Annotated in this window: 23 protein-coding genes; 10 read left to right on the top strand and 13 right to left on the bottom strand. The window is 72.5% G+C overall.

What is annotated here, in order from left to right:
- Positions 1-17 precede the first annotated feature (17 nt).
- Positions 18-2399 carry a glycoside hydrolase family 65 protein gene (locus F5972_RS12410; protein WP_150933618.1) on the top strand — a complete coding sequence of 794 codons (2382 nt, stop codon included), beginning with the start codon at positions 18-20 and terminating at the stop codon, positions 2397-2399.
- Positions 2400-2422: 23 nt separating this feature from the next.
- Here F5972_RS12410 and F5972_RS12405 read toward each other — a convergent pair whose 3' ends face one another.
- From F5972_RS12405 to F5972_RS12375, 7 genes are all read right to left on the bottom strand, one after another.
- Complete coding sequence (locus tag F5972_RS12405; protein ID WP_150933617.1) at positions 2423-2776, bottom strand: VOC family protein; 354 nt, start codon at positions 2774-2776, stop codon at positions 2423-2425.
- Between the two features lie 55 nt (positions 2777-2831).
- A complete protein-coding gene (locus F5972_RS12400; RefSeq protein WP_225311397.1) occupies positions 2832-3350 on the bottom strand; it encodes a DUF1707 SHOCT-like domain-containing protein in 519 nt (172 codons plus the stop codon).
- Between the two features lie 8 nt (positions 3351-3358).
- Complete coding sequence (locus F5972_RS12395) at positions 3359-4162, bottom strand: ABC transporter permease (RefSeq protein WP_150933929.1); 804 nt, start codon at positions 4160-4162, stop codon at positions 3359-3361.
- A complete protein-coding gene (locus tag F5972_RS12390; protein ID WP_150933615.1) occupies positions 4162-5124 on the bottom strand; it encodes an ATP-binding cassette domain-containing protein in 963 nt (320 codons plus the stop codon). The genes F5972_RS12395 and F5972_RS12390 overlap by 1 nt, the downstream gene beginning before the upstream one ends.
- Positions 5125-5140: 16 nt before the next feature.
- Positions 5141-6082, bottom strand: a complete 942-nt coding sequence (locus F5972_RS12385; protein WP_225311396.1) for a DUF4097 family beta strand repeat-containing protein — start codon at positions 6080-6082, stop codon at positions 5141-5143.
- Complete coding sequence (locus F5972_RS12380; protein ID WP_150933614.1) at positions 6082-6615, bottom strand: toxin-antitoxin system HicB family antitoxin; 534 nt, start codon at positions 6613-6615, stop codon at positions 6082-6084. Before F5972_RS12380 ends, F5972_RS12385 begins: the two co-directional genes overlap by 1 nt.
- An 83-nt stretch (positions 6616-6698) precedes the next feature.
- Complete coding sequence (locus F5972_RS12375; protein ID WP_150933613.1) at positions 6699-6944, bottom strand: hypothetical protein; 246 nt, start codon at positions 6942-6944, stop codon at positions 6699-6701.
- 183 nt (positions 6945-7127) lie between these two features.
- Between F5972_RS12375 and F5972_RS12370 the strand changes: the two genes are divergently transcribed.
- Positions 7128-11084, top strand: coding sequence for a hypothetical protein (locus F5972_RS12370; RefSeq protein WP_150933612.1), 3957 nt, complete (start codon positions 7128-7130; stop codon positions 11082-11084).
- Positions 11085-11166: 82 nt separating this feature from the next.
- On the opposite strand, the gene F5972_RS12365 is transcribed toward F5972_RS12370, so the two are convergent.
- From F5972_RS12365 to F5972_RS12355, 3 genes are read right to left on the bottom strand one after another with little or no spacing between them, the layout of a single operon-like run.
- The gene (locus F5972_RS12365; protein ID WP_150933611.1) at positions 11167-11826 is read right to left on the bottom strand and encodes a response regulator; all 660 of its coding nucleotides are present in this window, start codon (positions 11824-11826) and stop codon (positions 11167-11169) included.
- A complete protein-coding gene (locus tag F5972_RS12360; RefSeq protein ID WP_150933610.1) occupies positions 11823-12974 on the bottom strand; it encodes a sensor histidine kinase in 1152 nt (383 codons plus the stop codon). Before F5972_RS12360 ends, F5972_RS12365 begins: the two co-directional genes overlap by 4 nt.
- Entirely contained in the window at positions 12971-13792 is an 822-nt protein-coding gene (locus F5972_RS12355) for a CPBP family intramembrane glutamic endopeptidase (RefSeq protein ID WP_150933609.1), read from the bottom strand. The genes F5972_RS12360 and F5972_RS12355 overlap by 4 nt, the downstream gene beginning before the upstream one ends.
- A gap of 247 nt (positions 13793-14039) precedes the next feature.
- On the opposite strand from F5972_RS12355, the gene F5972_RS12350 reads away from it, so the two are divergent.
- From F5972_RS12350 to F5972_RS12320, 7 genes are all read left to right on the top strand, one after another.
- Positions 14040-14453, top strand: coding sequence for a TOBE domain-containing protein (locus tag F5972_RS12350; RefSeq protein WP_150933608.1), 414 nt, complete (start codon positions 14040-14042; stop codon positions 14451-14453).
- Positions 14454-14465: 12 nt separating this feature from the next.
- Positions 14466-15272 carry a molybdate ABC transporter substrate-binding protein gene (gene modA, locus F5972_RS12345; protein WP_404803054.1) on the top strand — a complete coding sequence of 269 codons (807 nt, stop codon included), beginning with the start codon at positions 14466-14468 and terminating at the stop codon, positions 15270-15272.
- 5 nt (positions 15273-15277) lie between these two features.
- On the top strand, positions 15278-16117 hold the full coding sequence (locus F5972_RS12340) for an ABC transporter permease (RefSeq protein WP_150933607.1): 840 nt from the start codon (positions 15278-15280) through the stop codon (positions 16115-16117).
- Positions 16114-17154, top strand: coding sequence for an ABC transporter ATP-binding protein (locus tag F5972_RS12335; RefSeq protein WP_150933606.1), 1041 nt, complete (start codon positions 16114-16116; stop codon positions 17152-17154). Before F5972_RS12340 ends, F5972_RS12335 begins: the two co-directional genes overlap by 4 nt.
- Before the next feature lie 147 nt (positions 17155-17301).
- The gene (locus F5972_RS12330; RefSeq protein WP_150933605.1) at positions 17302-18276 is read left to right on the top strand and encodes an AraC family transcriptional regulator; all 975 of its coding nucleotides are present in this window, start codon (positions 17302-17304) and stop codon (positions 18274-18276) included.
- Positions 18277-18386: 110 nt separating this feature from the next.
- A complete protein-coding gene (locus tag F5972_RS12325) occupies positions 18387-19610 on the top strand; it encodes a styrene monooxygenase/indole monooxygenase family protein (protein ID WP_150933604.1) in 1224 nt (407 codons plus the stop codon).
- Entirely contained in the window at positions 19607-20083 is a 477-nt protein-coding gene (locus tag F5972_RS12320; RefSeq protein ID WP_150933603.1) for a flavin reductase family protein, read from the top strand. Before F5972_RS12325 ends, F5972_RS12320 begins: the two co-directional genes overlap by 4 nt.
- A 70-nt stretch (positions 20084-20153) precedes the next feature.
- Here F5972_RS12320 and F5972_RS12315 read toward each other — a convergent pair whose 3' ends face one another.
- The 3 genes from F5972_RS12315 to F5972_RS12305 all read right to left on the bottom strand — a co-directional run bounded on the left by F5972_RS12315 (position 20154) and on the right by F5972_RS12305 (position 22677).
- A complete protein-coding gene (locus F5972_RS12315) occupies positions 20154-21413 on the bottom strand; it encodes a Dyp-type peroxidase (protein WP_150933602.1) in 1260 nt (419 codons plus the stop codon).
- A complete protein-coding gene (locus tag F5972_RS12310; RefSeq protein WP_225311394.1) occupies positions 21410-21964 on the bottom strand; it encodes a copper chaperone PCu(A)C in 555 nt (184 codons plus the stop codon). Before F5972_RS12310 ends, F5972_RS12315 begins: the two co-directional genes overlap by 4 nt.
- Positions 21965-22104: 140 nt before the next feature.
- Complete coding sequence (locus F5972_RS12305) at positions 22105-22677, bottom strand: MFS transporter (RefSeq protein ID WP_150933601.1); 573 nt, start codon at positions 22675-22677, stop codon at positions 22105-22107.
- A 190-nt stretch (positions 22678-22867) separates the two neighbouring features.
- Between F5972_RS12305 and F5972_RS12300 the strand changes: the two genes are divergently transcribed.
- Positions 22868-23437: an MFS transporter gene (locus F5972_RS12300; protein ID WP_150933600.1), complete on the top strand. Its 570-nt coding sequence runs from the start codon at positions 22868-22870 to the stop codon at positions 23435-23437.
- Positions 23438-23557: the final 120 nt, after the last annotated feature.

Raw genomic sequence — 23557 nt, 5'->3', positions numbered from 1 at the left:
CGCCGGGAGGAGCTGCGGTGAATCCGTGGTCGCTGACCTACGAGGGGTTCGATCCCGATCACGAAGGACTGCGCGAGGCGCTGTGCACGCTGGGCAACGGCCGGTTCGCCACGCGAGGCGCGGCACCCGAGGCCGAGGCCGGCGCCGTCCACTACCCGGGGACGTACGTCGCCGGATGCTACGACCGGCTCACGTCGGACATCGCGGGCCATCGGCTGACCAACGAGGACATGGTCAACCTGCCGAACTGGCTGCCGCTGACCTTCGCGACGCCCGGCTGCCCGTGGTTCTCCCCCGGCACGGCGGACCTGCTCCTGTATCGGCAGGACCTGGACATGCGCCACGCCGTCCTGCACCGGTTGATTCGCTTCCGGGACGCCGAGGGCCGCGTCACGTCCGTACGGCAACGCCGCCTGGTCTCCATGGCCGATCCCTACCTGGCCGCTCTGGAGACGACCTTCACGGCCGAGAACTGGTCGGGGCCTCTCCGCGTACGCTCCGGGCTCGACGGCCGGGTGACCAACTCGGGAGTGGCGCGGTATCGGGACCTGCGGGGCGACCACCTGACAGAGCACGCGACCGGAATCCTGGAGCCCCTGACGTGGCTCCGCGCGCGCACCCGCTCCTCCGGCGTCGAGGTCGCCCTGGCCGCCCGGATCGACACCTCCTCCGGCGGCGGAGGCGGGGCGGAGATCGAGCGGCACGACGACCACGTCATGGAGACACGTGTGCTGCCGCTGGACCGGGACCACCCCGCCACGGTCGTCAAGACGGTCGCGCTCACCACGTCGCGCGACCTCGCGGTCGCCGACGCGACCTCGGCCGCGCTGCGGCGGGCCGGGCTCGCACCCGGCTTCGGCGAACTCCTGGAACAGCACGAGATCGCCTGGCGTGACCTGTGGGAACGGGCCCGGCTGGAGGTGACTGGCCCGCGCACCCAGCGGGACATCCGCCTGAACACCTTCCACGTGCTGCAGACCCTGTCGCCGCACACCGCCGACCTCGACGCGGGCGTGCCCGCGCGCGGCCTGCACGGCGAGGCGTACCGGGGACACGTGTTCTGGGACGAACTGTTCGTGCTGCCCTGGCTGACCCTGCGGTTCCCCGAGATCGCCCGCGGGGCGCTGCGCTACCGCCTGCGGCGGCTGCCGGAGGCCCGGGCCGCCGCCCGCGCCGCCGGTCTACGAGGGGCGATGTTCCCCTGGCAGAGCGGGAGCGACGGACGCGACGAGACCCAGCGGTTCCACCTCAACCCCCGCTCCGGCCGGTGGACGCCCGACCACACCCACCTCCAGCGGCACGTCGGGCTGGCCATCGCCTACAACGCCTGGCAGCACTACGCGATCACCGGTGACATGGAGTTCCTCGCCGGGACGGGCGCGCGTCTCCTGGTCGAGATCGCCCGCTTCTTCGCCTCGCTGGCGCGGCTCCACCCCGGGTCGGGCCGCTACGAGATCCATGGCGTGATGGGCCCGGACGAGTATCACGACAGCTGTCCCGGCGCGGCGTCCCCGGGCCTGGACAACAACGCGTACACCAACATCATGACGGTGTGGCTGCTGCTGCGCGCCCGTCAGGCGCTCGACCTGATGCCGCGACGCGCGCGGGAGGACCTGCGCCGCCGTCTCGGCCTGACGGACGTGGAGACCGAGCGGTGGGAGGAGATCACCCGGCGGATGCGGGTGGACTTCCACGACGGCGTCATCAGCCAGTTCACCGGATACGAGCAGCTGGCGGAGCTGGACTGGGATCGTTACCGGGGCGTGCGCCGGCTGGACCGGGCGCTGGAGGCCGCCAGCGACAGCCCCGACCGCTACCGGGCGTCGAAGCAGGCCGACGTGCTCATGCTGTTCTACCTGCTCACGGCCCGGGAGGTGCGGGAGATCCTCGACCGGCTGGGCTATCCGGCGGCGCCGGGCCTGACCCGCCGCACCATCCGCTACTACCTCGCCCGCACCTGTCACGGTTCGACACTGAGCGCCGTTGTGCACGCCTGGGTGCTGGCGCGGTCGGACCGCACCGGCTCGTGGCGGTTCTTCACCGAGACGCTGACGGGTGACATCACCGACGTCCAGGGAGGGACCACCGCCGAGGGCGTCCACCTCGGCGCCATGGCCGGCACGCTGGACCTGGTCCAGCGCTGCTACCTCGACCTGGAGGCCCGGCCCGACGGCCTGCACCTGAACCCGGTGCTCCCCGAACAGCTCACCACGCTGTCGCTGTGCCTCCGCTACCGAGGCGCGGAACTCGACGTCGACGCCGACCCGGCCCGCGTACGGATCGCCCGGGCCGACGACGGCCCCACCGCCCTGGACCTCTTCGTGCACGGCCAGCACGCCCGGCTCCGGCGCGGCGACAGCCGTACGTTCCCCCTGCCGGAACGCAGGCACGACAGGTGACCGGAGGCCGCGTGGAGACACCGTCAGCTGGGCTGCCACAGCTCGACGCGGTTGCCCTCGGGATCGGTGACCCAGCCGAAGCGGCCGACGCCCTCCATGTCCTCGGTCTCCTTGGCCACGTCCGCTCCCTTGGCGCGCAGTTGGGCGAGCATCGCGTCCAGGTCGCGGACCCGGAAGTTGAGCATCGTCCCCTGGGTCCGGGAGCCGAAGTAGTCGGTCCCGGACTCGAAGGTGGCGAACACCGTCACCCCGGCCTCCTGACGCCACACGCCGTTCTCGTCGGCGTCCAGGCCCAGGCACTCGCGGTACCACGCGCCCAGGGCCGCCGGGTCGGCGGCGCGCAGGAAGTATCCGCCGATTCCAAGCACACGTTCCATGCCGCTCATCCTGCCAGGATCGCGATCATTCGCCACGCCCCTCGCCCCGGTCGCGTCACCTCCGCGCGGTGCGGATGGTGATGCTGCCGTACGGCAGGTCGCCGGTGATCCGGACGTGCAGCCTGCCCGGGCTCCGGCGGCCCGGCGCCTTGGACGTCACCCTGCCCCAGCCGAGGCGCACCCCGTCGGCGTTCGCGCTCGCGCCGGCGGGCAGGATGATCGTGGCGCCGCCGTACGCGAGCCGGAGCTCGATGTCGATCCGCGGGTGCGGGATGTGGGCCCGGGACAGGTCGAGCCGCACTCTGCCGTACTCGGAGTCGACGCGCAGCCGGCGCGGGACGTGCCAGTCGCCCGTCCGCTTGACGAGCCCGCCGTTGGCGGCGATGTGCACCACTTCGTCCTCGGCTTCGTCCGCCAGGTCGGCGACGACCGGCTCCAGCTCACCGGAGGCGGTGGCGGTGAGCGCCAGTTCGAGCCGCCGCTCCAGCTCGGCCGGGCCGAGCCGGCCGTCCGCGTACGCCTGCTGGACCAGCTCCACGGCCCTGTCCCGCTCCTGCTCGGGGACGTGTCCCATCGCGTGGCTCATCGGCTGACCGCTCTCTTGTACAGCCGCGTGGCCAGCGGCACGAACACGGCCAGGAGCAGGACCGACCACAGCAGCGACACCGGCACCGCGTGCCGCAGCGGCCAGGCGGCGGGCGCCGGGACGGCCGGGCTGGTGTTGCCGAACAGTTCGCGGGCGGCCTGGACGAGCGTGGACACCGGGTTCCATTCGGCGATCGGCCTCAGCGGCCCGGGGAGCCGGGCGCTGTCGACGAAGGCGTTCGACAGGAAGACCAGCGGCAACGACACGAGGGTGGCGACGTTGTTGAAGACCTCGGGCGTGCGCAGGGCCAGCGCGACCGTGGCCGTCACCCACGAGAAGGCGTATGCGAACAGCAGCAGCATCAGGAAGCCGAGGAGCGCTTCGAGCGGCGAGGTGTGGACGCGCCATCCGACGAGCAGCCCGACGAGGGTCATCGTGACGATGCTGGTCACGTTCATGATCAGATCGCTGAAGGTCTGGCCGGTCAGCACCGCCGAGGGCGACATCGGCAGCGTACGGAACCGGTCGAAGATGCCCTTCTGCAGGTCCTGGGTGAGGGTGTAGCCGGTGATCTGCGCGCTCGTGGTGATCGTCATGACGAAGATGCCGGGGAGCATGTACTCCGCGTACGACATCCCGGGCAAAGTGATCATGCTGCCGAAGACGTAGGTGAACAGCAGCACGAACACGATCGGGAGCATGACCACGCCGCCCAGCAGGTCGGGAGCCCGCCGGATCTTCAGGGCGTTCCGCTTGGTGATCGTCACGCCGTCGGCGACGGCCAGCCGCAGGGTGTTCATCACGCGATCTCCTCGATTTTCTCGTCGGTCCGCTGTCCCGTGAGGCTCAGGAACACGTCGTCCAGGGTCGGCCGGCGCAGACCGGCATCGCGTACGGTGATCCGCTCGGCTGCCAGGTGGCCGAGCGCCTCGGTCAGCGCGGCCGCGCCGCCGGCAACCGGGATCGTCAGCCGCAGGGCCGCGGCGTCGATCCGCATGTCCCCGGCGGCCAGCGGCGCCAGTGTCCTGGCGGCGCTCTCCAGACTCGCCGTGCTCGTCACCGACAGCTGGATCCGGTCACCGCCGACCTGGTCCTTGAGCTCGTCGGCCGTGCCGAGCGCGATCACGCGCCCGTGGTCGACCACCGCGACGCGGTCGGCGAGCCGGTCGGCCTCCTCCAGATACTGCGTGGTGAGCAGCACCGTCGTGCCTCCCGCGACGAGCTCGGCGATGATCTTCCACAGTCCGATCCTGGCCCGGGGGTCCAGGCCGGTCGTGGGCTCGTCGAGGAACAGCACGGGCGGTGCGGCGACCAGCGCGCCGGCCAGGTCGAGCCTGCGTCGCATGCCGCCGGAGTATCCGCGCACGGGACGGTCGGCCGCGCCGGTCAGGTCGAAGCGGTCCAGCAGCTCGCGGGCGCGCTCCCTGCTGCGCCTGGTGCCCAGGTGGTGGAGGCGGCCGACCATCTCCAGGTTCTCGGCGCCGGTCAGGTGCTCGTCCACGGCGGCGTACTGGCCGGAGACGCCGATGTGCGCCCGCAGCCGGTCGGCGTCACGGACGACGTCGAACCCGGCCACCGTGGCGTGGCCCGCGTCCGGCCTGAGCAGTGTGGTGAGGATGCGCACCGTGGTGGTCTTGCCGGCGCCGTTCGGGCCGAGCAGCCCGAGCACCGTCCCCTCGGGAACGGTCAGCCCCATCCCGTCGAGGGCGACGACGTCGCCGTATCTCTTGACCAAGCCCTCGGCCACTATCGCGTCTGGCATGGGAATCTCCCTGGTTTCAGGAACGGTGGATGACGACGTCGCCGTAGGTGGTGTGGGTCCGCACCTCGACGATCCGGTCTGCCCGCTCTGGGTCGTCGCCGGGATCGTCGCCGGGGTCGAGGGAGACGTCCACGGTGCCGTACGTGGAGGTCACGTCCAGCCAGGCGGCGGTGCCCTCCCGGATCCCAAGGTCCAGGCCGCCGCCGGTCGTCTCCATGACGACCGAGCCGGACACCACCTCGCCGATCCGCACACTGGCGTACGCGGTCTTGGCCGCGACGCCCGCCAGAGCGCGGTCGACGGTGATGTCCCCGTGGGCGCTGTTCAGCCGCAGTTCGCCGGTCACCTCGCGGACGCGGACGGCGCCGTGGGAGGTCCTGACCGCGGCGGTGCCGTCGATCTCGCCGATGTGGATGCCGCCGTGGGTCGTGGTGACCTCGGCGTGCCCGGACGCGCGGGTGACCGAGATGTCGCCGTGGGTGCTCCTCACCCGCATCCGAGCGGCCTGTTCGATCCGGATGTCGCCGTAGGAGGTGGTGATCGTCACCTCACCCAGCGGCCCCCGGCACCGGACGGTTCCCGCCGTCCTGGCGTCGAGCCGGGAACCGGCCGGCAGGTCGATCGTCACGTCCGCCGAACCCGGGCCGAGCAGCAGTGAGCGCGCCCAGGTGGCCGGCGACTCGACGAGCCTGCCCAGTGAAAGCCCCCGGCCGAAGGCGGGACCCGCGTACTCCTTGTCGGTCCGCACCACGAGCCTGCCGTCGGCGTAGTCCACCTGGATGTGCCGGGCGGCCTGCACGTCGGCGTCGTTGTGTTCGTCACTCGGGCGGACGTCGACCACGGTCTCGGTACGGTCGCCCGCGTTGATCCGGACGGTGGCGGTCGCGAGGTCGAGGACGGCGAGGATGGGCCGCGGGGTCTCGAAGGCCCGCATCCCCGCCTCCTTGTCGCCGGTCATCAGCGCACCCACCCGGTGTAGCCGCTGCCGGTCTGCCGCGCCTGGCGCCGGCCGGAGCGGCGGTCGGCGCTGCCGGGGTCGAGCGCGGCGGCGACGGCGCGGACCAGCCAGGCGTTGACCGACAACCCCTCACGGGTGGCCGCCTCCTCGATGCGCGGCTTGAGGTGCTCGGGAACCCGGAGGGAGATCCGAGACGTCCCGCCCTCGTCGGCGTCCGAGAACGGCGGCGGAGCGGGCTGTCTCTCCGCCTGCCCGGTCTCGCCCTCTCCCTCGTACGAACGGGCGCTCTGCGGTGCCGGCGTCACGACGAAACCGGGATCGCGCCCGCGCAGCCGCACCTCGACCGAGCCCGGTGCGAGGTCCTGGGTGATCTCGTCGGCGGCGGCCGACAGTGCCTCCAGCAGCGCGAGCCGGGTGGCCGATTCGAGCGTCGCGGCGAGGCGCTCGGCCAGCGCGCGGACGTCGTCGCCGCCCGCCGCGGCGACCATCGCGAGCTCCCGCCGGAGCTGATCGACATAAGGCGCAAGGTCCATGACGTCAGCATGACATCAGAATGACGCCATGCCAAGCCCTGAATCTCATCTAGGCGATGCCATGGAGACGCCACTGGCGTCGTCTACCCGCGGTCGCGCTTCGAGGGCTCGGGCCGGTCGGCGAGCCAGCGCAGCAGGCGGAAAGCGCGCTCGCTGAAGCGGTCGGAGCCGAAAAGGGCGGTGATCACGACGGCGAGGCCGGCGGCGGCCCCCAACCCGGCGATGACGGTGCTCAGCACGGGGTGGACGACCCAGACGGCGGCGGGTGCGGTCGCCGCGGCGGCGGCGAGGGCGGCGGCACGGCCACGGCGTGAGGTTGATCGGGGCATGCTCCGATCTCACCCGCCGGCCGCCCGCGACAACCCTTGTCCGGGGCGATGTGGGGATATCCGGGGTTGCCCCCAGTCGTGAGGCGCCTCCGGTCCGGCGAACGGTCGCCTAGGGTGAGATCGTCGCCGCACCGTCGGCGGCAGCACGGAGATCTGTCGCGGCTAGCGGCGAAGGGACACGAGATGACGGGACCGCCGGACGACCGCGGCGAGGCCGTCCAGATCTTCCTCGGCCATCTGACGCGAGCGCGTGCGGCAGCCTGGAACCCCTCGGCCCAGTGGCTGTCCCGCCAGTCCGGCATACCGAAGAGCACCGTCGAGGCGTTGATCAACGGCAGTCGAAAGCGGCTGCCGGACTGGACCGATCAGATCGTGCCCCTGCTGCGTGCGTACCGGAGAAGAGCGGAGGACGAGCACAGGGACCCGGACGCGGTGCTGGGCGGCATGACGGCCTGGCACCAGGCCTACAACGACGCGCAGAACGGCCGGTCCCCGGCCTGTCCTCTTCCGGCTCCGCCGTCACCCGTCCCGGCCTCGCCCCCGCCGGGAGCGGGCCGGCCCGTCAGCCGGGCGCGGCCGCTGGAACTCGAGGTCCATCCCGCCATCCAGGTCGGCGCGGCCGGCCGCGGCGACCTCGACGAACTGCCCGTCTACATCCGGCGGGCGCACGACGAGGCGCTGACCCGCGTCGTGGAGGAGGCCCGGACCGGCGCGTCCCAGCTGGTCGTGCTGGTCGGCGGATCGTCCACCGGGAAGACACGCGCCCTGTGGGAGGCCGTCCGCACGCTGCCCGAGCCGTGGCGGCTGTGGCATCCGATCTACCCCGGCAGGTCCGAGGCGGTCCTGGCCGGCCTGGAGGCGGTCGGCCCGCGGACGGTGGTGTGGCTCAACGAGGCCCAGCACTATCTGCGTACGGCCGACCCGAGGGTCGGGGAGCAGGTCGCGGCCGGACTCCGTGAGCTTCTGCGGGCTCCCGGGCGTGGGCCGGTGCTGGTCGCCGGCACGCTCTGGCCGGAGCACTGGGACGCCCTCACCGGCGTCCCGGATCGGGACGAACCGGATCCGCACGCCCAGGCCCGCGACCTGCTCAAGAACGCCAGTGTCCCCGTCCCCGACCGTTTCGGCGACGCCGATCTGGAGGCCGTGGCCGCACGGGCCGGAACCGGCGGTGACCCTCGGCTGGCCGAGGCCCTGCGCCGGGCCTCTTCCGGTCGGCTGACCCAGTATCTGGCCGGCGGCCCGGCTCTCGTCCAGCGCTATGACAACGCCGAACCAGGGGCGCGGGCCATCCTGGACGCGGCGATCGACCTCCGCCGCCTCGGCCACGGCTCCGCGCTGCCCCGCCTCCTGCTCGAGGCGGTCGCCCCCGGATATCTCGGCGACGAGCAGTGGGACCTGCTCGACGACGACGACTGGCTGGAGCGGGCTTTCGCCTATCTCACCGATCGCCGTCCCTGCCGGGGCGCGCGCCCTCCGCTGAGCCGGAGCAGACCCCGTCCCGGGGCCCACGCCGCTCCGGCGGCGTATGGCGCGGGGAAACCGTCGTACCGCCTGGCCGACTACCTCGAACAGCACGCCGGGCCGAGTCGCCGGTTCGAGGTTCCACCCGAGGAGTTCTGGACGGCGGCCGCCCGGCGTGTCACCACGGCGGAGGATCTTGAGGCGCTGTCCGCAGCGGCCCGTGACCGCCTGCGCTACCGTCATGCGGCCGATCTGGCCCTGCGGGCCGCGTCCCTGGGCCGCTTCGGTCAGCTGTATCGGCTGGCGGACGAGTTGGAAGGGAACGGAAACGGGGACGGAGCGGAACGGCTCTGCCGGGCCGGGGCCGAGGCGGGGGACACCGCCTGTGCCTATCGGCTGGCGATGATCCGGGAGAGGTGCGGCGACCATGCCGAGGCGGAGCGGCTCGCCTTCGCGATCACTGGGGAGGACGGTGCGCACGTCCTGGAACGGCTCGTCGAACACCGCTGGGAGAACGGCCGGCGCGACCTCGCCGAGCGGCTCGCCATCAGGGCCTTCCACGCCGGGCACCACGAGGTCCTGTGGTACGTCGCCCGCGGACTCTGGCATCCGGACGACCGGGGTGGAACCGCCCGGATGTACCGGGCGGCCGCCGACGCGGGCGAGGTCCGGGCCCTCGTCCCGCTCGCAGAGACCACGGACGATCCCGGCGAGGCCGACCGGCTCTACCGGGCCGCCGCCGAGCAGGGGGTTCTGGAGGCCCTGTGGGCGATGGCCTGGAAATCGGAGGAGGCCGGTGATCACGAGGAGTGCGAGCGCTACGCCCGCCTGGCCGTCGCGGCCGAGCAGAGCACGTTCATGCTCTGGGACACGTTGTGGCATCTGGTACGCCGGCGTGAGGAGCGCGGGGATCACCAGGGGGCCGAGCGCCTGAACGCCATCGCCGAAGGCAGGGGCGTCAGCTTCCTCGGTTGGATCGCTCATCTCCGGATGGACACCGGCGACGACGCGGCCGCCGTGTCCCTCGCACCCGGCCTGGCTGCCTCGGGAAAGACCCGCACCCTCGGGGCGCTCTCCGCCAGACGCGAAGCGGCCGACGACTTCGAGGGCGCGGAGCACCTCGCTCGAATGGCCTTCGACGCGGGTGATCCCGAGCCGCTGCGCGCCCTTGCCCGCCTTAAGGAACGGTCTGGAGCCGTGGATGACGCGGAACGCCTCTACGTCCTCGCCCGCGACCGCGGGGCGCTGCGCGCGAAGGCCAGGCGGCTGGAGCGAGCGGGGGACGTCCGCGGGGCGGTGCGGGTCTACCGCCTCGGCGCGGATCTGGGCGACACTCTCGCCCTTCACGCGCTGGCCCGGGTGAGGGAGTCCGAAGGAGACCTCGACCAGGCCGAACGCCTGGCCGTAGAGGCCGCCGAGGCCGGCGACGCCCGAGCCCTGCGCACGCTGGCCTGGATGCGCGAATGCCGGGGCGACGGCCCGACGGCCGAACGCCTGGCGGTCAAGGCCGCGAACCACGGCGCCACCGGCGCCCTGCGTGCCCTCGCCGTGGCGCGGGAGAGGGCCGGGGACCGGGACGGCGCGGAGTCGCTGGCCTGCCGGGCGGCGGGTTACGGGGACGCGCACACCCTGGCGGTGCTCGCCCGCCTGCGCCTGCGTGGCGGAGCGAGAGACCAGGCCGAACGGCTCTATGAGAGCGCGGCCGAGGCCGGCGATCCCCTCGCCGTACGAGCCCTCGCCGCGCTGTGCGAGCGGACGGGGGACACCGAGAGGGCCGAGAGGCTGGCCCGCCAGGCGGCGGCCGTGGGTGACCGGGGCGCGCTGTGGGACCTGGCCAGGCTGCGTGAGCAGGCCGGGAAGCACGGCGATGCCGCGCGGCTGTACCGGACGTTGGGGGCGGTGGACGTTCTCGCGGACATGGCGGACCGCCGGGCGCGGGCGGGTGACCTCGACGGCGCGGAACGCCTGGCGCTCATCGCCGCGGAACTGGGCGACAGCGATGCCCTGCTTTCCGTCCTGCGGCTCCGCGCCATGGCTGGAGATCGTTCCGGTGCCGAGCGGGTGGCCGATCTCCTCGGGGATCCCCGCAAGCTGCGCCTGTGGTCTCTCTTCGGGACGTTGGCCCCTCAGCCGGACCGGCATGACCTGGCCGAACTCATCGCGTCACGGATCGCCGAGAAAGGAGTGCCCGAGCCGCTCGAGGAGGTGGCGGTCTCCGTGTCGCGAACCGATCCGGTGCAAGCGGAGCGGCTGTTGCGCCGGGCGGCCGAGGCCGGGAGCGTGAACGCGCTGCTCCAGCTCGCGAACCTGCGTGAACAGGCGGGCGATCACGCCGAAGCGGAGCAGTGGGCACGCCGCCTGTGCGAAGCCGGGTCGAGTAATCACCCGATCAGGCGCATGGCCGAGTCCCGGAGGGAGCGGGGTGACCACCCGGGGGCGGAACGGCTCTACCGCATTCTGGTGGAGTCCGGAGAGATCACAGCGCTTCTCGCGCTGACCCGGCTTCGGCTGGAGCTGGGCGACGAGCCGGGGGCCGAGAAGACGGCCCGGCAGGCGGCGGACGCCGGCTACTCGATCCCAATCGTGATCCTGGCGAGAGAACGGGCCGGACACGACGTCTGGCAGCGGCTCCTCCACTACGGCCTCGAGGCGGACGGACGAGTCGCGGACCCCTGGTGACGTTCCCATCGTGCGCTCTCGGACCGACCGCGGCGCCGCTGGGCGAGCCGCGCCGCAGCGACGTCCGGTCCGGCTCGGTGGCTCAGGTCACCAGGCCTCTGCGGTAGGCGTAGACCACGGCCTGTACGCGGTCACGCAGGTCGAGCTTGGTGAGGATGCGTGACACGTACGTCTTGACGGTCTCCTGGCTGATCACCAGTGCCGTGGCGATCTCGCTGTTGGACAGGCCGTCCGCGATGAGGCGCAGGACCTCCAGCTCACGCGGCGTCAGCGCGACGTCGTCCGGTGTGCCCGGGGCGGGACGGATGCGCGCCGCGTATCTGCCGACGAGCTGCCGCGTCACCTCGGGAGCCAGCAGCGCGGCACCGGCCGCGACGGTACGGATGCCGTGCAGGAGCTGCGCCGGTGGGGCGTCCTTGAGCAGGAAACCGCTCGCCCCCGCGCGCAGCGCCTCGTAGACGTACTCGTCCAGGTTGAACGTCGTCACCACGAGCACCTTGACGGGGTCCGCCACCCCGGCGCCGGCGAGCAGGCGGGTCGCCTCGATGCCGTCGAGCACCGGCATCCGCACGTCCATCACCACGATGTCCGGGCTCACCCGGCGGGCGAGGTCGACCGCGGCGCGCCCGTCGCCGCACTCGCCCACCACCTCCAGGTCGGGCTGGGCGTCGATGATCGTCGCGAACCCGGTGCGGATCAGCGCCTGGTCGTCGCAGACCAGGACCCGGACCGGCGTGGTCACGACGGACTCCCCGCCGGGATCCGCGCCCGTACGACGAAGCCGCCGTCCGCGCGCCGACCGGCGCTGAACTCGCCGCCCAGGGCGTCGACCCGCTCCCGGAGCCCGGCCAGGCCCCGCCCGCTTCCGCCGGGCGACTCGGCCCGGGAGGCGGAAGCTCCGGTGCTCACCTCCACGACAATCTCCTTCTCGCCATAGCGCACGCGGACCGCCGTGGGGCTGCCCTGGGCGTACTTGAGGGCGTTCGTCAGGGACTCCTGCACGACCCTGTAGGCGACATACTCGGCGCTGCCGGTCGATTCCGCCCGCCTGCCGTCCTCGGTGAACTGCACCGGCTGCCCGGCCCGGCGCGTCTGCTCGACGAGCGTGTTGAGCTCGCCCACAGACGGCATCCTGACGTCGGTGTGGTCGGGATTGAGCAGATCGAGCAGGTGCCGCAGGTCGGAAATGGCCCGCCGGCCGGTGTCGGTGACCGCGCTCAGGGCCGCGTCGAGGCGATCGGGCGCCGCGGTCAGGTAACGCGCGGCCTCGGCCTGCACGACCATCGCCGTCACGTGGTGGGTCACGACGTCGTGCAGTTCGCGGGCGATCCTGGTGCGCTCCGCGGCACGGGTGGTCTCGGCGACGTGGCGGCGGCGTTCCTCCTCGGCGGCCCGGGCGGAGCGCTGCCAGGCCCCGATGCCCCACGCGAGGGCCAGCGCCAGGTAGAACACCACGTAACCTTCCGCCTTCTCCGTCGCGCCGATCCGCGCGAGCGCGAACGCCAGCGGCACGTACGCCGCGGAGAGGAGGACCACGGCGACGCGCCGGTGACGTTCCAGATGGATGCCCGTGCTGATGAGCACGACGGGCATCGCGTTGCTCGCGAGCACGTGGTAGGCGCGGATCTGGTCCAGGACGAAGCCGAGCGACACCAGAGCGAGGCACACGGCCGGCCACCGCCGGCGCACGGCGAGCGGAAGGCACTCCAGGGCGATCACCACGAGCGCCAGTGCGTCGAAGGGACGGATCGGAAGGTCGCCGACCTGCGTCCCCTTGCCGTGCAGCGCCGGCAGGAGCGAGGCGACGGCCAGCAGCAGCCCGAACGGCAGATCGCGGACCACGACGTCGCACCGCCGCCACAGATCCGTGACCCGCCGTGAATCGATCACCGGGGGAGCGTAGCGGTCGCGCGGCGCCGGAGCGGGATCACGTTGCCGCGCCGGCGGGCCAGCCACATGAACACGACCGTCAGCAGGAGGCCGAACACCACCGCGTACGGGCTCGCCTCCGGCCCGAACTCGCCGCCCGTGAGCAGGGCGGGGCCCGACGTCACGCCGTGCAACAGCCCCTGCGTCGCGCCGTTGCCCGAGACCTCGGTGCCGAAAATGCCGGCCGCGGCGAAGTTCCAGCCGAAGTGCACACCGATCGGCACCCACAGGGTGCGGGTCGCGGCGTAGGCGGCGGCGAGCATGCCGCCCGCCTCGACCGCGATGGCGAGCGCGCCCCACAGGCTGGCGTGCTGGTTGGTCAGGTGCATGAGGCCGAACACCAGGCCGGTCAGCACCATCGCGATCCACGTGCCGGTCCGTTCCTCGACGATCCGGAACAGGATGCCGCGGAACAACAGCTCCTCCGTCACGGCCGCGGCGGCCATGAAGCCGAACAGCCCGGCCGCTCCCGCCACCGAGCCGAGGCCGTCGACCCGGTAGCCCCCCAGGAAGGCGATGTTCGCGATGACGGCCGCGAACATCCCGGCACCGATCAGCAGCCCCCGGCCGACGGCGGCGACGGCCCCTTGGGCAGCCACCTCCACCGGCGCGCGGCGCTCGGACCACCGCACCACCCGGGCGTACACGAACACCGCGAGCGCGGCCGTCGCGACACCGAGAACCAGGGTCAGGAGCGGGCTCCCCTGCACCGCGCCCACGATCGAGCCGCCGGCGAAGGCGACCAACGCGACGGGCACGAGCTGTTTCAACAAACGCATGACGACTTCCTCACGTGGGGGGCTCAGCGACGGGGCGCCGCCGCTACGCCGGAAACGCTAGGGATTCGACGGCCGGGAATCGTCCCCGCACAGTGGACACTCGCGGGTAGCTCGCACGGGGGACAGACGCACGCGGCGCATGACTCATGGCTCTCGGGAATGCCAGGAGAAAGACGTCGATCCTGTCGCTGTTGCGGCGATCACTAGGTCTTCAGGTTGGAATATGCGAAGGGTAAGGTGAGGGTCTGTGACGACGTTCCGGATCAGCGAGGCCGCCGCGTTGCTCGGGGTCAGCTCCGACACCGTCCGCCGGTGGGTGGACGCGGGCCGGCTGGCCGCCGTACGGGACGAGCACGGCCACCGGCAGGTCAGCGGGGCCGACTTGGCCGCCTTCGCCCGATCGCAGGTCGAGACGACCGGCGACGGCACGCGGTCCTCGGCGCGGAACCGTTTCCGCGGGATCGTCACCGAGGTCATCAGGGACGCGGTGATGGCTCAGGTGGAGATCGCCGCCGGGCCGTTCCGCGTGGTGTCGCTGATGAGCCGCCAGGCCGCCGACGAGCTGGGCCTGGAGGCGGGGGTGGTGGCGGTCGCCGTGATCAAGTCCACCAACGTCGTCGTCGAGATCCCCGGCCACGAGCGCGTGGCCACTTCCCCCTGAGGAGCTCCCTTGGTGTTAAGGCTGGTGTTCAGGCGCCTTCCGCGATGGGCGGTCGCCGCACCCGTCGCGCTGGTGATCGCCGGGCTGTCCGGTTGCGGCTCGGCCGAACCGGCCGCGTCTTCGGCATCGGCACCGGCCGCCGCCGGGGCGAAGGAGGTGAACGTCTTCGCGGCCGCGTCGCTGACCGGGACGTTCACCGAGCTCGGCAGGGCCTTTGAGGCCGCCCACCCGGGCACGACGGTGAAGTTCAACTTCGGTTCCAGCGCGACACTGGCCCAGCAGATCGTGCAGGGGGCTCCGGCCGACGTGTTCGCCGCGGCCAGTCCGGCCACGATGAAGACCGTCACCGACGCGTCGCCGGCGAGCAGGCCGGCCACCTTCGTGCGTAACAAGCTGGAGATCGCCGTGCCGAAGGACAACCCGGCCAAGGTGGACGAGCTGAAGGACCTGACCGATCCCAGGGTGAAGGTGGCGCTGTGCGCCGAGCAGGTGCCGTGCGGGGCGGCGGCCGTCAAGGCGCTGGGGGCGGCCGGGCTGAAGGTCACCCCGGTCACCCTGGAGCAGGACGTCAAGGCCACGCTGACCAAGGTCGAGCTCGGCGAGGTGGACGCCGCCCTCGTCTACACGACCGACGTGATCGCCGCGGCGGACAGGGTGCGGGGCATCGACTTCCCCGAGGCGGACAAAGCGATCAACGACTACCCGATCGCGACCCTGTCGAAGGCTCCCGCCGGTGACCTCGCCAAGCAGTTCGTCGATCTCGTGCTGTCCCCGCGGGGCAGGGACGTGCTGACCAAGGCCGGCTTCCAGTCGCCCTGACCCCGATGAGCTCCTCGTACGACTCAGACACGTCCGGCGCCGGCGCGGCCGCCGGTCGTGAGGTCTCGGGCCGTCTGCCGTGGATGCTGGTGCTCCCGGCGGTGGCGGGGCTGGCCTTCCTGGTGCTGCCGCTGGCCGGGCTGCTGGTCCGGGCGCCCTGGTCCACGCTGCTCCAGCGGCTCGCCGAGCCGCAGATGCTGGAGGCGTTACGGCTGTCGCTGCTGTGCGCCACCGCCGCCACGGTCGTCTGCGTGCTGCTGGGGGTGCCGCTGGCCTGGCTGCTGGCCCGGGTGGAGTTCCCAGGCCGGCGGCTGGCGCGGGCTCTGGTGACCGTGCCGCTGGTGCTGCCGCCGGTCGTGGGCGGCGTGGCGCTGCTGCTGGTGCTGGGGCGGCGCGGGCTGGCCGGGCAGTGGCTGGAGTCCGCCTTCGGGATCACGCTGCCCTTCACGACCGTCGGAGTGGTCGTCGCCGAGGCGTTCGTGGCCATGCCGTTCCTGGTGATCAGCGTGGAGGGGGCGCTGCGCGCCGCGGACCGGCGGTTCGAGGAGGCCGCCGCCACGCTGGGCGCCTCCCGCTGGACCGTCTTCCGGCGGGTCACCCTGCCGCTCGTCATGCCGGGCGTCGTGGCCGGAGCGGTGCTGTGCTGGGCGCGGGCGCTCGGAGAGTTCGGCGCCACCATCACGTTCGCCGGCAACTTCCCCGGCACCACCCGGACGATGCCGCTCGCGGTCTACCTGGCGCTGGAGACGGAGCCGGAGGCGGCCGTCGTGCTCAGCCTGGTCCTGCTGACCGTCTCCGTGGTCATCCTGGCCGGCCTGCGCGATCGGTGGGTGAACAGCCCGTGAGCCTGGACGGTCTGCGATCGGCCCTGGTCGTCCACCGGTCCGCCTTCACCCTGGACATCACGCTCGACGTCGCACCGGGCGAGGTCGTCGCGCTGCTCGGGCCGAACGGCGCGGGCAAGACCACCGCGCTGCGCGCCCTGGCCGGGCTGACCCCCCTGTCCGGTGGGCACATCACCCTGGACGGCCGGCCGCTGCACACCCTGGCCCCCGAGCGCCGCCCGATCGGCATGGTCTTCCAGGACTACCTGCTCTTCCCGCACCTGTCCGCGCTCGACAACGTCGCGTTCGGGCCGCGCTGCCAGGGCGTCGCCAAGGCCGAGGCGCGCCGCGCCGCCGCCGCCCTGCTGGAGCGCGTCGGCCTGGCCGGCCGGGCGGCCGCCAGACCTCGTGAGCTGTCCGGCGGGCAGGCACAGCGCGTCGCCCTCGCCCGGGCGCTGGCCGTACGGCCACGGCTGATGCTGCTGGACGAGCCGCTGGCCGCGCTGGACGCGCACACCCGGCTGGAGATCCGCTCCCAGCTGCGCCGCCACCTGGGCGACTTCGACGGCGCCACCGTGCTGGTCACCCACGACCCGCTCGACGCGATGGTGCTGGCCGACCGGTTGATCGTCGTCGAGGACGGCGCCGTCGTCCAGCAGGGCGCCCCCGCCGAGGTCGCCCGCCGCCCGCGCACCGACTACGTCGCCCGCCTCGTCGGGCTCAACCTCTACCGCGGGCTCGGCGACGGCGCCGGGGCGAAGGTCGGCGAACTGCTGCTGCACACCGCAGAACAGCTCGACGGGCCCGCCTTCGTGGCCTTCTCACCCACCGCCGTGGCCCTCTACCGCACCCGCCCCGACGGCAGCCCCCGCAACCTCTGGCAGGCCAGGATCGACGGCATCGAACGGCACGGCGACAACGTCCGCGTCCACCTCGACGGCCCGATCAGCGCCTTCGCCGACATCACCCCCGCCGCCCTGGCCGACCTCGATCTGAGCCCGGGCGAACGGATCTGGGCCTCGGTCAAGGCGACCGAGACCCACGCCTACCCGGCATGAGCAGATCCCGGACGCCCGCCACGACCGCGGGGGCCGGCGCATCGGCGAATGGGTGACGGCAACGCCAGGAACTCGTCCCTTCCCATGGAACGCCGGGAAGCTTCCCGCGATTATCCGAGTGACAGATCATCGGAGTGGGGGAGATCGATGGAAGTGCTGCTCGGCAACAGACCGGTCTTCGCCAGCACCGACCTCGACGAGATCCGTGACGAGGTGGCGAGGATCTTCTGCCCTCATCGGCTGGACCTGGCCGGCGCGGCCTCCCTGCTGTCGGCCCGGTTCAACTCCGCCCAGCTCGGCTCGGTCCGGATCAATTACCTCGACTATGGTGCCGACGTCCACATCGAACCCGGCGACCTCGGCACCTTCTTCCTGGTGCTGATCCCGCTGGCCGGGCGCAGCCTCATCCGCAGCGGGCACCAGGAGATCGTCTCGACCCCGACGACGGCCACCCTCCCCTCTCCGACGCAGCATCTCGACATGCGGTGGGCGGCGGGCACCCCCACACTGATCGTCAAGTTCGAGCGGACGGCGGTCGAGCGTTCGCTGGAGCAGATGCTCGGCGAGCCGCTCGACCGGCCGGTCGTCTTCGACCTGGGCGTGGACCTGACCGCGGGATGGGCGCGCGCCTGGCGGGCGATGGCCGACCTGATCGTCCGCGAGGCCGAGCACGACGACGGGCTGACCGCGCAACCGCTGGCCGTCGCCCACCTGGAGAACGCGCTGCTCACCTCCCTGCTCACGATGCAGCCCTCCAACTACCGGGAACGGCTGACGGCGCCCCGGCCGCCCGTGCTTCCCAAGGTGGTGCGCCGGGCGCTGGAGTTCATCGAGCAGCACGCCCACCTCCCGATCACCACCGAGGACGTCGCGCGGGCCGTGGCGGTCAGCGGCCGTTCTCTCCAGGAGGGCTTCCGCGTCCACCTGGGCCGCACGCCGATGGCGCAGCTCAGGGAGGTACGGCTGACCAAGGTGCACGAGGAGCTCGCCGCCGGGGATCCGGCCCGTGACACCGTCACGAGCGTCGCCGCCCGCTGGGGCTTCCTCCACCAGGGCCGGTTCGCCGCGCTCTATCGTCAGAGGTACGGCCGGCACCCGTCGGAGACCCTGAGACGCGGCTGAGGCGGATCCCGCGCCAGATGGACGGAACCCGCGCTGAGCGGATGGATCACCGGGCCGCTTCGGCCGTAATTTCGCTGAAACCGCAACTTTCAGCGAAAGGAAACACCCTCATGCGCAGAATCCTCGTCGTCGGTGCCGGTCAAGCGGGTCTGCACCTGGCCATCGGCCTGCTGCGGAACGGCTACGACGTCACCGTGGTCTCCAACCGCACCCCGGAGTCGATCCGCGACGGCCGGGTGATGTCGGGCCAGTGCATGTTCGGCACCGCCCGGGCACATGAGCGCGCGCTCGGCCTGGACTGGTGGGCGGACGTCTGCCCGCCCATCGAGGGCATCGAGTTATCCGTCCCGAGCCCCGCGGGTGGCAAGGCCCTCGGCTGGGCGGCCCGGCTGAGGACTCCCGCCCTCTCGGTCGACCAGCGGGTGAAGATGCCGGCCTGGCTGGACGAGGTCGAACGGCTCGGCGGCAAGCTCGTCATCCACGACGCCACTCCGGAGGATCTGGAGACCTACGCGGCCCAGTACGACCTGATCCTGGTCGCCGCGGGGAAGGGGGAGATCGCCTCGCTGTTCGAGCGGGACGCGGCCCGCTCGACGTACAGCACCCCGCAGCGGGCGCTGGCGGTCACCTACGTCAACGGTCTCGCCCCCCGGCCCGAGCACTCCGCGGTCTCCTTCAACCTGCTGCCCGGCGTCGGCGAGTACTTCGTCTTCCCCGCTCTGACGCACAGCGGCCCCTGCGAGATCATGGTGTTCGAGGGCGTCCCGGGCGGGCCGATGGACTGCTGGGGCGACGTCCGCGGCCCCGCCGAGCACCTGGCGCGCAGCCGCCGGATCCTGGAGAGCTTCTTCCCCTGGGAGGCGGAACGCTGCTCCGAGATCGAGCTGACCGACGCCAACGGGACGCTGACCGGGCGCTTCGCCCCCACCGTGCGCCGGCCGGTCGCCGTCCTGCCGTCAGGCGCACCGGTGCTCGGGGTCGCCGACGTGGTGGTGCTCAACGACCCGATCACCGGGCAGGGCAGCAACAACGCCGCCAAGTGCGCCGCCGCCTACCTCCAGGCCATCCTGGAGCGCGGCGAGCAGCCCTTCGACGCGGTCTGGATGCGGCAGACCTTCGATCGCTTCTGGGCGCAGGCCCAGCACGTCACCCGCTGGACCAACGCGCTGCTGGCCCCGGCCGAACCGCACCACCTGGCGATCCTGGGCGCCGCCGGCCAGGTGCCGGAGATCGCCTCCCGCTTCGTCAACGGCTTCGACGACCCCTCCGACTACGCCGAGTGGTTCATGGACGCCGACAAGGCGCAGGCCTACCTCGACCGGGTCGCGTCATGAGATCGCTGCGCGAGGCGCTGGGACAGTTCGCCACCGGGGTCGCGGTGGTCACCACCGCGACCCCGGGCGGGGAGCGGGCAGGGGTGACGGTGAACTCCTTCAGTTCGGTCTCGCTCGATCCGCCGCTGGTGCTGTGGTGCCTGTCGGACCGCGCTCCCAGCGCGCCCGTCTTCCTGCGCGCGGGGCGTTTCGCGGTCAACATCCTGGCCGCCGGTCAGGACGAGCTGTCGCGGCGGTTCTCGACGCCGGCGCCGGACAAGTTCGCCGGCGTGGACGTGCAGGCCACCCCCACCGGGCTGCCCATGCTCGCCGGTACCCTGGCCACCTTCTCCTGCCGTACGGTGACCGTTCACGCCGGCGGCGACCACCACATCTTCGTCGGTGAGGTGGAGCACCACCAGCGGTCGGGAGGTGAGCCGCTGCTCTTCCACTCCGGCCGCTACCGCGAGTTCGCCTCCTCCCCGGGATGGTGAGCAGGCGCGGCCGGACGGCTCATCGGCCGCGCCTGTTCATCACAGTGCCGAGCCTCGGCTCGGCCCTGTGTCAGGACAGCAGGGTTTCTCCGATCCACCCCTTCGGGTCGCAGCCGGGAGGGACGGCGAAGACGGCGGAGCCGATCGGCGTCGTCCACTCGTTCAGCAGATCCGCCTCGGCCAGCCGCTGCTGAATCGGGATGAACTGCCGGGCGACGTCGGCCTGGTAGGAGGCGAACAACAGCCCGGTGTCGGCGGTGCCGTCGGAGGAGACTCCCTCGTCGTAGTTGTAGACACGGCGGAGGATGCGCGCGCCCGGGTCGGCGACATGCGCCCGGCGGATGTGGGCGTACTCGGAGATGACCGGCAGCCCGGCGGGGGTGAGGCGCGCGAGGTCCGGTTCGTCGTGCTCGCGCGTGCCGGTGAGTGGGGCGCCGTCGGTCAGGCGCCGGCCGATCGTGAACTCCTTGGCGACGGTGTCGGCGGCGTCCCAGGTCTCCATCTCCGCGCGGATGCGCCGCAGGACCAGGGTGGTCCCGCCGCGCAGCCACTCCTGCTCCCCGGCGAACCAGACCGCCCGATCGAAGTCGGGCGTGCCAGCGACGGGGTTGACGGTCCCGTCGAGCTGCCCCATCACGTTGCGCTGGGTGGTGTGGGGCTGCTGGGCGTGCGCGGCCCGCCGGAAGCCGCGCTGGGTCCAGCGGACCTTCGCGAACGACCGGGCGTCCTTGACGAGCACCCGCAGCGCGTGGGTGACGGTGAGCGGGTCGTCCGCGCAGATCTGGACGAGCAGGTCGCCGCCCGTCCACCGCTCCTTCAGCCGGTCGATGCCGAACGCGGGGAGGGGAGCGACGGACTCCGGCCGCTGATCGGACGTCCTGGTGGCCGCGAACAGACCCGGCCCGAAGCCGAAGGTGACGGTCAGCCGGGCGGGCAGCACGGCCAGATGGGGCTCGGTGTCGGCGAGCGCGGGCTGTCCCTGGGTGATGCGCCGGGCGTCGTCGGTGAGCACGCGCATCAGCCGCGCCACGCTCTCCCGGTCCGAGCCCGCCCGCAGGTCGAACGCCACGAACGCGGCGTGCGCCTGCGGCGCCGTCGCGACACCGGACTGGTGGACACCGTAGAACGGCTCCACCGCCGTCGCCTGGGGCGAGTCCACGTCCGAGCCGGTGGTACGGGCCGCCGCCGTACGTGTGTCGTCGGCGCTGGCACGTGCCACGACGGCCCCGCTCGTCGCGGCGGCGGCCACCACGGCGCCGCCCGACAGCAGCGCCCTGCGGCTCAGCCGCGGGCGGGAGACGTTCTCCGCCCCGGTGTGCCGCTCGCTCATCCCATGCCACCCATGTCGGCGCCCGGCTGGTAGTTCTCCTTGGCTCCGGCGAAGTCCTTGCCCAGAGCCGTGAAGGTGTAGGTGCCGCCCCCCTGCAGCTCCAGCGTGAACGGCACTTCGGACCCCGGCTTGATCTCCGCGGGCACGTCCATGACCATGATGTGGTCGCCGCCGGGCTGCAGGACGTGGGTGCCGTGGGCGGGGACCACGAAACCGCCCTTCTTCGGCCGCATCACCATCTTTCCCTTGGACTCCACGACCTCGTGCAACTCCACCATGGGTGCCACGGGAGTGCTGCCGGCGATGACGGTGACGTCCGAATCGGAGTTGTTGACCAGCGTGCCGAAGGCGGCGGTCATTCCCTTCTTGGCGGTCTTGACCCACGGGTCGGTGATGCTGAGCGCGGCTGGGGCGGACGACGGAGAGGCCGCCACCGCCACCGCCGACGGCGACGCCGCCGCCGAGGCGGAGGACGGCTCCTCGGAACCGCAGGCCGCCGTGGCCGTCACTGCGCCCAGGCTGAGAGCTACGAGCATGACACGGGAGAACATGAAGATCCCTTCATCCCGGCTGAGCCGGTACTGGTACCGCTGCACTGAACGATTTCGGCGCACGCGAGCGCACGCCGGACGCACCCCGCCACTAGGGGGGTGCCGGTCACATCAGAGAGGGCCCGCCGACCAGGTGACGGTCAGGCGGGAACAGTGCGAACGGTGCCAGGAGGGCCGCGCCGGCCCACCGAATGGCCGAGCACGACCGACCGCGCGACCACCCGGCGCTCGATCACCGGGACGACGACCGCGCCGTACGCCGGGTCCGGGAAGACGGCGAGCACGATGCGCAGCCGGACGGCCAGCCGGCGCAGCAGCGCCCAGAGCAATGCCTCGCCACGTGCCAGCCACGCCGCCGTCAGCGCGACCGCCCAGCCGTGCATGATCAGCATGCCCAGGCCGGGCACCAGCCCGGAGTGGACATGCCCCCCGCTCATCGCGGAGCCGGCGGTGACCGGCTCCAGGGTGTGCGCGAACGAGAACAGCAGGTGGAGCGCCGCCTGCGAGGCCGCCAGGGCCGGCAGGATCACGGCCAGCGACCGCTCACGCCGGGCGAGGGCGTGCGCGGGCAGGAAGGCGACGAGCAGGGCCACGAGAACGGCGGGCGCGGAGACCGACCCGCCGCCGACAGCATGCGCCCCGACCCCGAGCGCCACCGAGACCGCGGCGAACGCGGCGGCCCGTACGGCACGGAAGGGCATGGTTGCTGTCATGGCGCCGCAATCATCGCACACCGCCTCCCCGCCCCCCAGAGCGTGCGGTGACATACGCCGCGACCGGGTCGAAGGAGCCTGTCGCCCGGCACCGCGATTCCGCCTTCGCGCAGTGGCCCGAGCCCGCCTTGAACGAGCGGACGGCGTGGTATTGGGGCTGACCAGCCTTTGTGCGATAGTCGTTTTCATCATGCGCGCCGCATTGCCCCTGCGACTCGCGCGGTCGGCCGCCTTCACGGTCGTCTGCGTGCTCCTCGCCGTAGGCGCGCACGGGTTCGCCGGCGGGGCCGCCCCGACTCTCCCCGCCCTTCTCGTGGGCGGAGCGGTCGTCATGACCACCGCCACGGCGATGGCGGGCCGGGAGCGGTCGCCATGGGTCGTCATCGGCCTGCTCCTGTCGGCCCAGGCCTTCCTGCACGAACTCCTCGCGTCCCTCTCGCCGTCGGTGGAGACAACGGCCGTGGCACACTCGCACCGGCTGGGGGTGGGCGCCGGGATGCTCACCGCGCATGTCACCGCGGCGGTGGTCACGGGGTGGTGGCTGTCGCGGGGCGAGGCGGCGCTGTGGTCGATCCTGCGCAGGATCGGCACGGGAGCGATCCGCTGGCTCCGGGCCGTGCTCGCGGTGTTCCACCTCTTCGCCCGCCTGCGCCCCCGCCCCCGGCTCGCGTCGTACGACCTCGACCGCGAACCCCGGCGCGGGGCTGTCCTGCGACACGCCGTCATCCGGCGCGGACCGCCGGTTCTCGTGTTCCTGTGATTCTCTCCGAACCCTTCTGAGGGTTCCCTCACGCGGCCTGCCCGCTCGGACGTCACGCCTGCCCGCGGAAGCGGCTCGCCTCGACGTCCCGCGGACCGCTCATGTCGGTCCGTACGGCCC

Origin of the sequence: Microbispora cellulosiformans (assembly GCF_008728085.1) — a bacterium.
GTDB lineage: Bacteria > Actinomycetota > Actinomycetes > Streptosporangiales > Streptosporangiaceae > Microbispora > Microbispora amethystogenes.
The sequence above is the reverse complement of the archived record's forward strand: the minus strand, read 5'-3'. Positions and strand labels throughout refer to the sequence as shown.

Coding starts and splice junctions, on each gene's coding strand:
- F5972_RS12395 (WP_150933929.1), bottom strand. CDS start 4,162: ATGAACACCCTGCGGCTGGCCGTCGCCGACGGCGTGACGATCACCAAG.
- F5972_RS12310 (WP_225311394.1), bottom strand. CDS start 21,964: ATGTTCTCCCGTGTCATGCTCGTAGCTCTCAGCCTGGGCGCAGTGACG.
- F5972_RS12380 (WP_150933614.1), bottom strand. CDS start 6,615: ATGGACCTTGCGCCTTATGTCGATCAGCTCCGGCGGGAGCTCGCGATG.
- F5972_RS12385 (WP_225311396.1), bottom strand. CDS start 6,082: ATGACCGGCGACAAGGAGGCGGGGATGCGGGCCTTCGAGACCCCGCGG.
- F5972_RS12305 (WP_150933601.1), bottom strand. CDS start 22,677: ATGACAGCAACCATGCCCTTCCGTGCCGTACGGGCCGCCGCGTTCGCC.
- F5972_RS12340 (WP_150933607.1), top strand. CDS start 15,278: ATGAGCTCCTCGTACGACTCAGACACGTCCGGCGCCGGCGCGGCCGCC.
- F5972_RS12400 (WP_225311397.1), bottom strand. CDS start 3,350: ATGGGACACGTCCCCGAGCAGGAGCGGGACAGGGCCGTGGAGCTGGTC.
- F5972_RS12405 (WP_150933617.1), bottom strand. CDS start 2,776: ATGGAACGTGTGCTTGGAATCGGCGGATACTTCCTGCGCGCCGCCGAC.
- F5972_RS12375 (WP_150933613.1), bottom strand. CDS start 6,944: ATGCCCCGATCAACCTCACGCCGTGGCCGTGCCGCCGCCCTCGCCGCC.
- F5972_RS12330 (WP_150933605.1), top strand. CDS start 17,302: ATGGAAGTGCTGCTCGGCAACAGACCGGTCTTCGCCAGCACCGACCTC.
- F5972_RS12390 (WP_150933615.1), bottom strand. CDS start 5,124: ATGCCAGACGCGATAGTGGCCGAGGGCTTGGTCAAGAGATACGGCGAC.
- F5972_RS12315 (WP_150933602.1), bottom strand. CDS start 21,413: ATGAGCGAGCGGCACACCGGGGCGGAGAACGTCTCCCGCCCGCGGCTG.
- F5972_RS12320 (WP_150933603.1), top strand. CDS start 19,607: ATGAGATCGCTGCGCGAGGCGCTGGGACAGTTCGCCACCGGGGTCGCG.
- F5972_RS12300 (WP_150933600.1), top strand. CDS start 22,868: ATGCGCGCCGCATTGCCCCTGCGACTCGCGCGGTCGGCCGCCTTCACG.
- F5972_RS12355 (WP_150933609.1), bottom strand. CDS start 13,792: ATGCGTTTGTTGAAACAGCTCGTGCCCGTCGCGTTGGTCGCCTTCGCC.
- F5972_RS12370 (WP_150933612.1), top strand. CDS start 7,128: ATGACGGGACCGCCGGACGACCGCGGCGAGGCCGTCCAGATCTTCCTC.
- F5972_RS12325 (WP_150933604.1), top strand. CDS start 18,387: ATGCGCAGAATCCTCGTCGTCGGTGCCGGTCAAGCGGGTCTGCACCTG.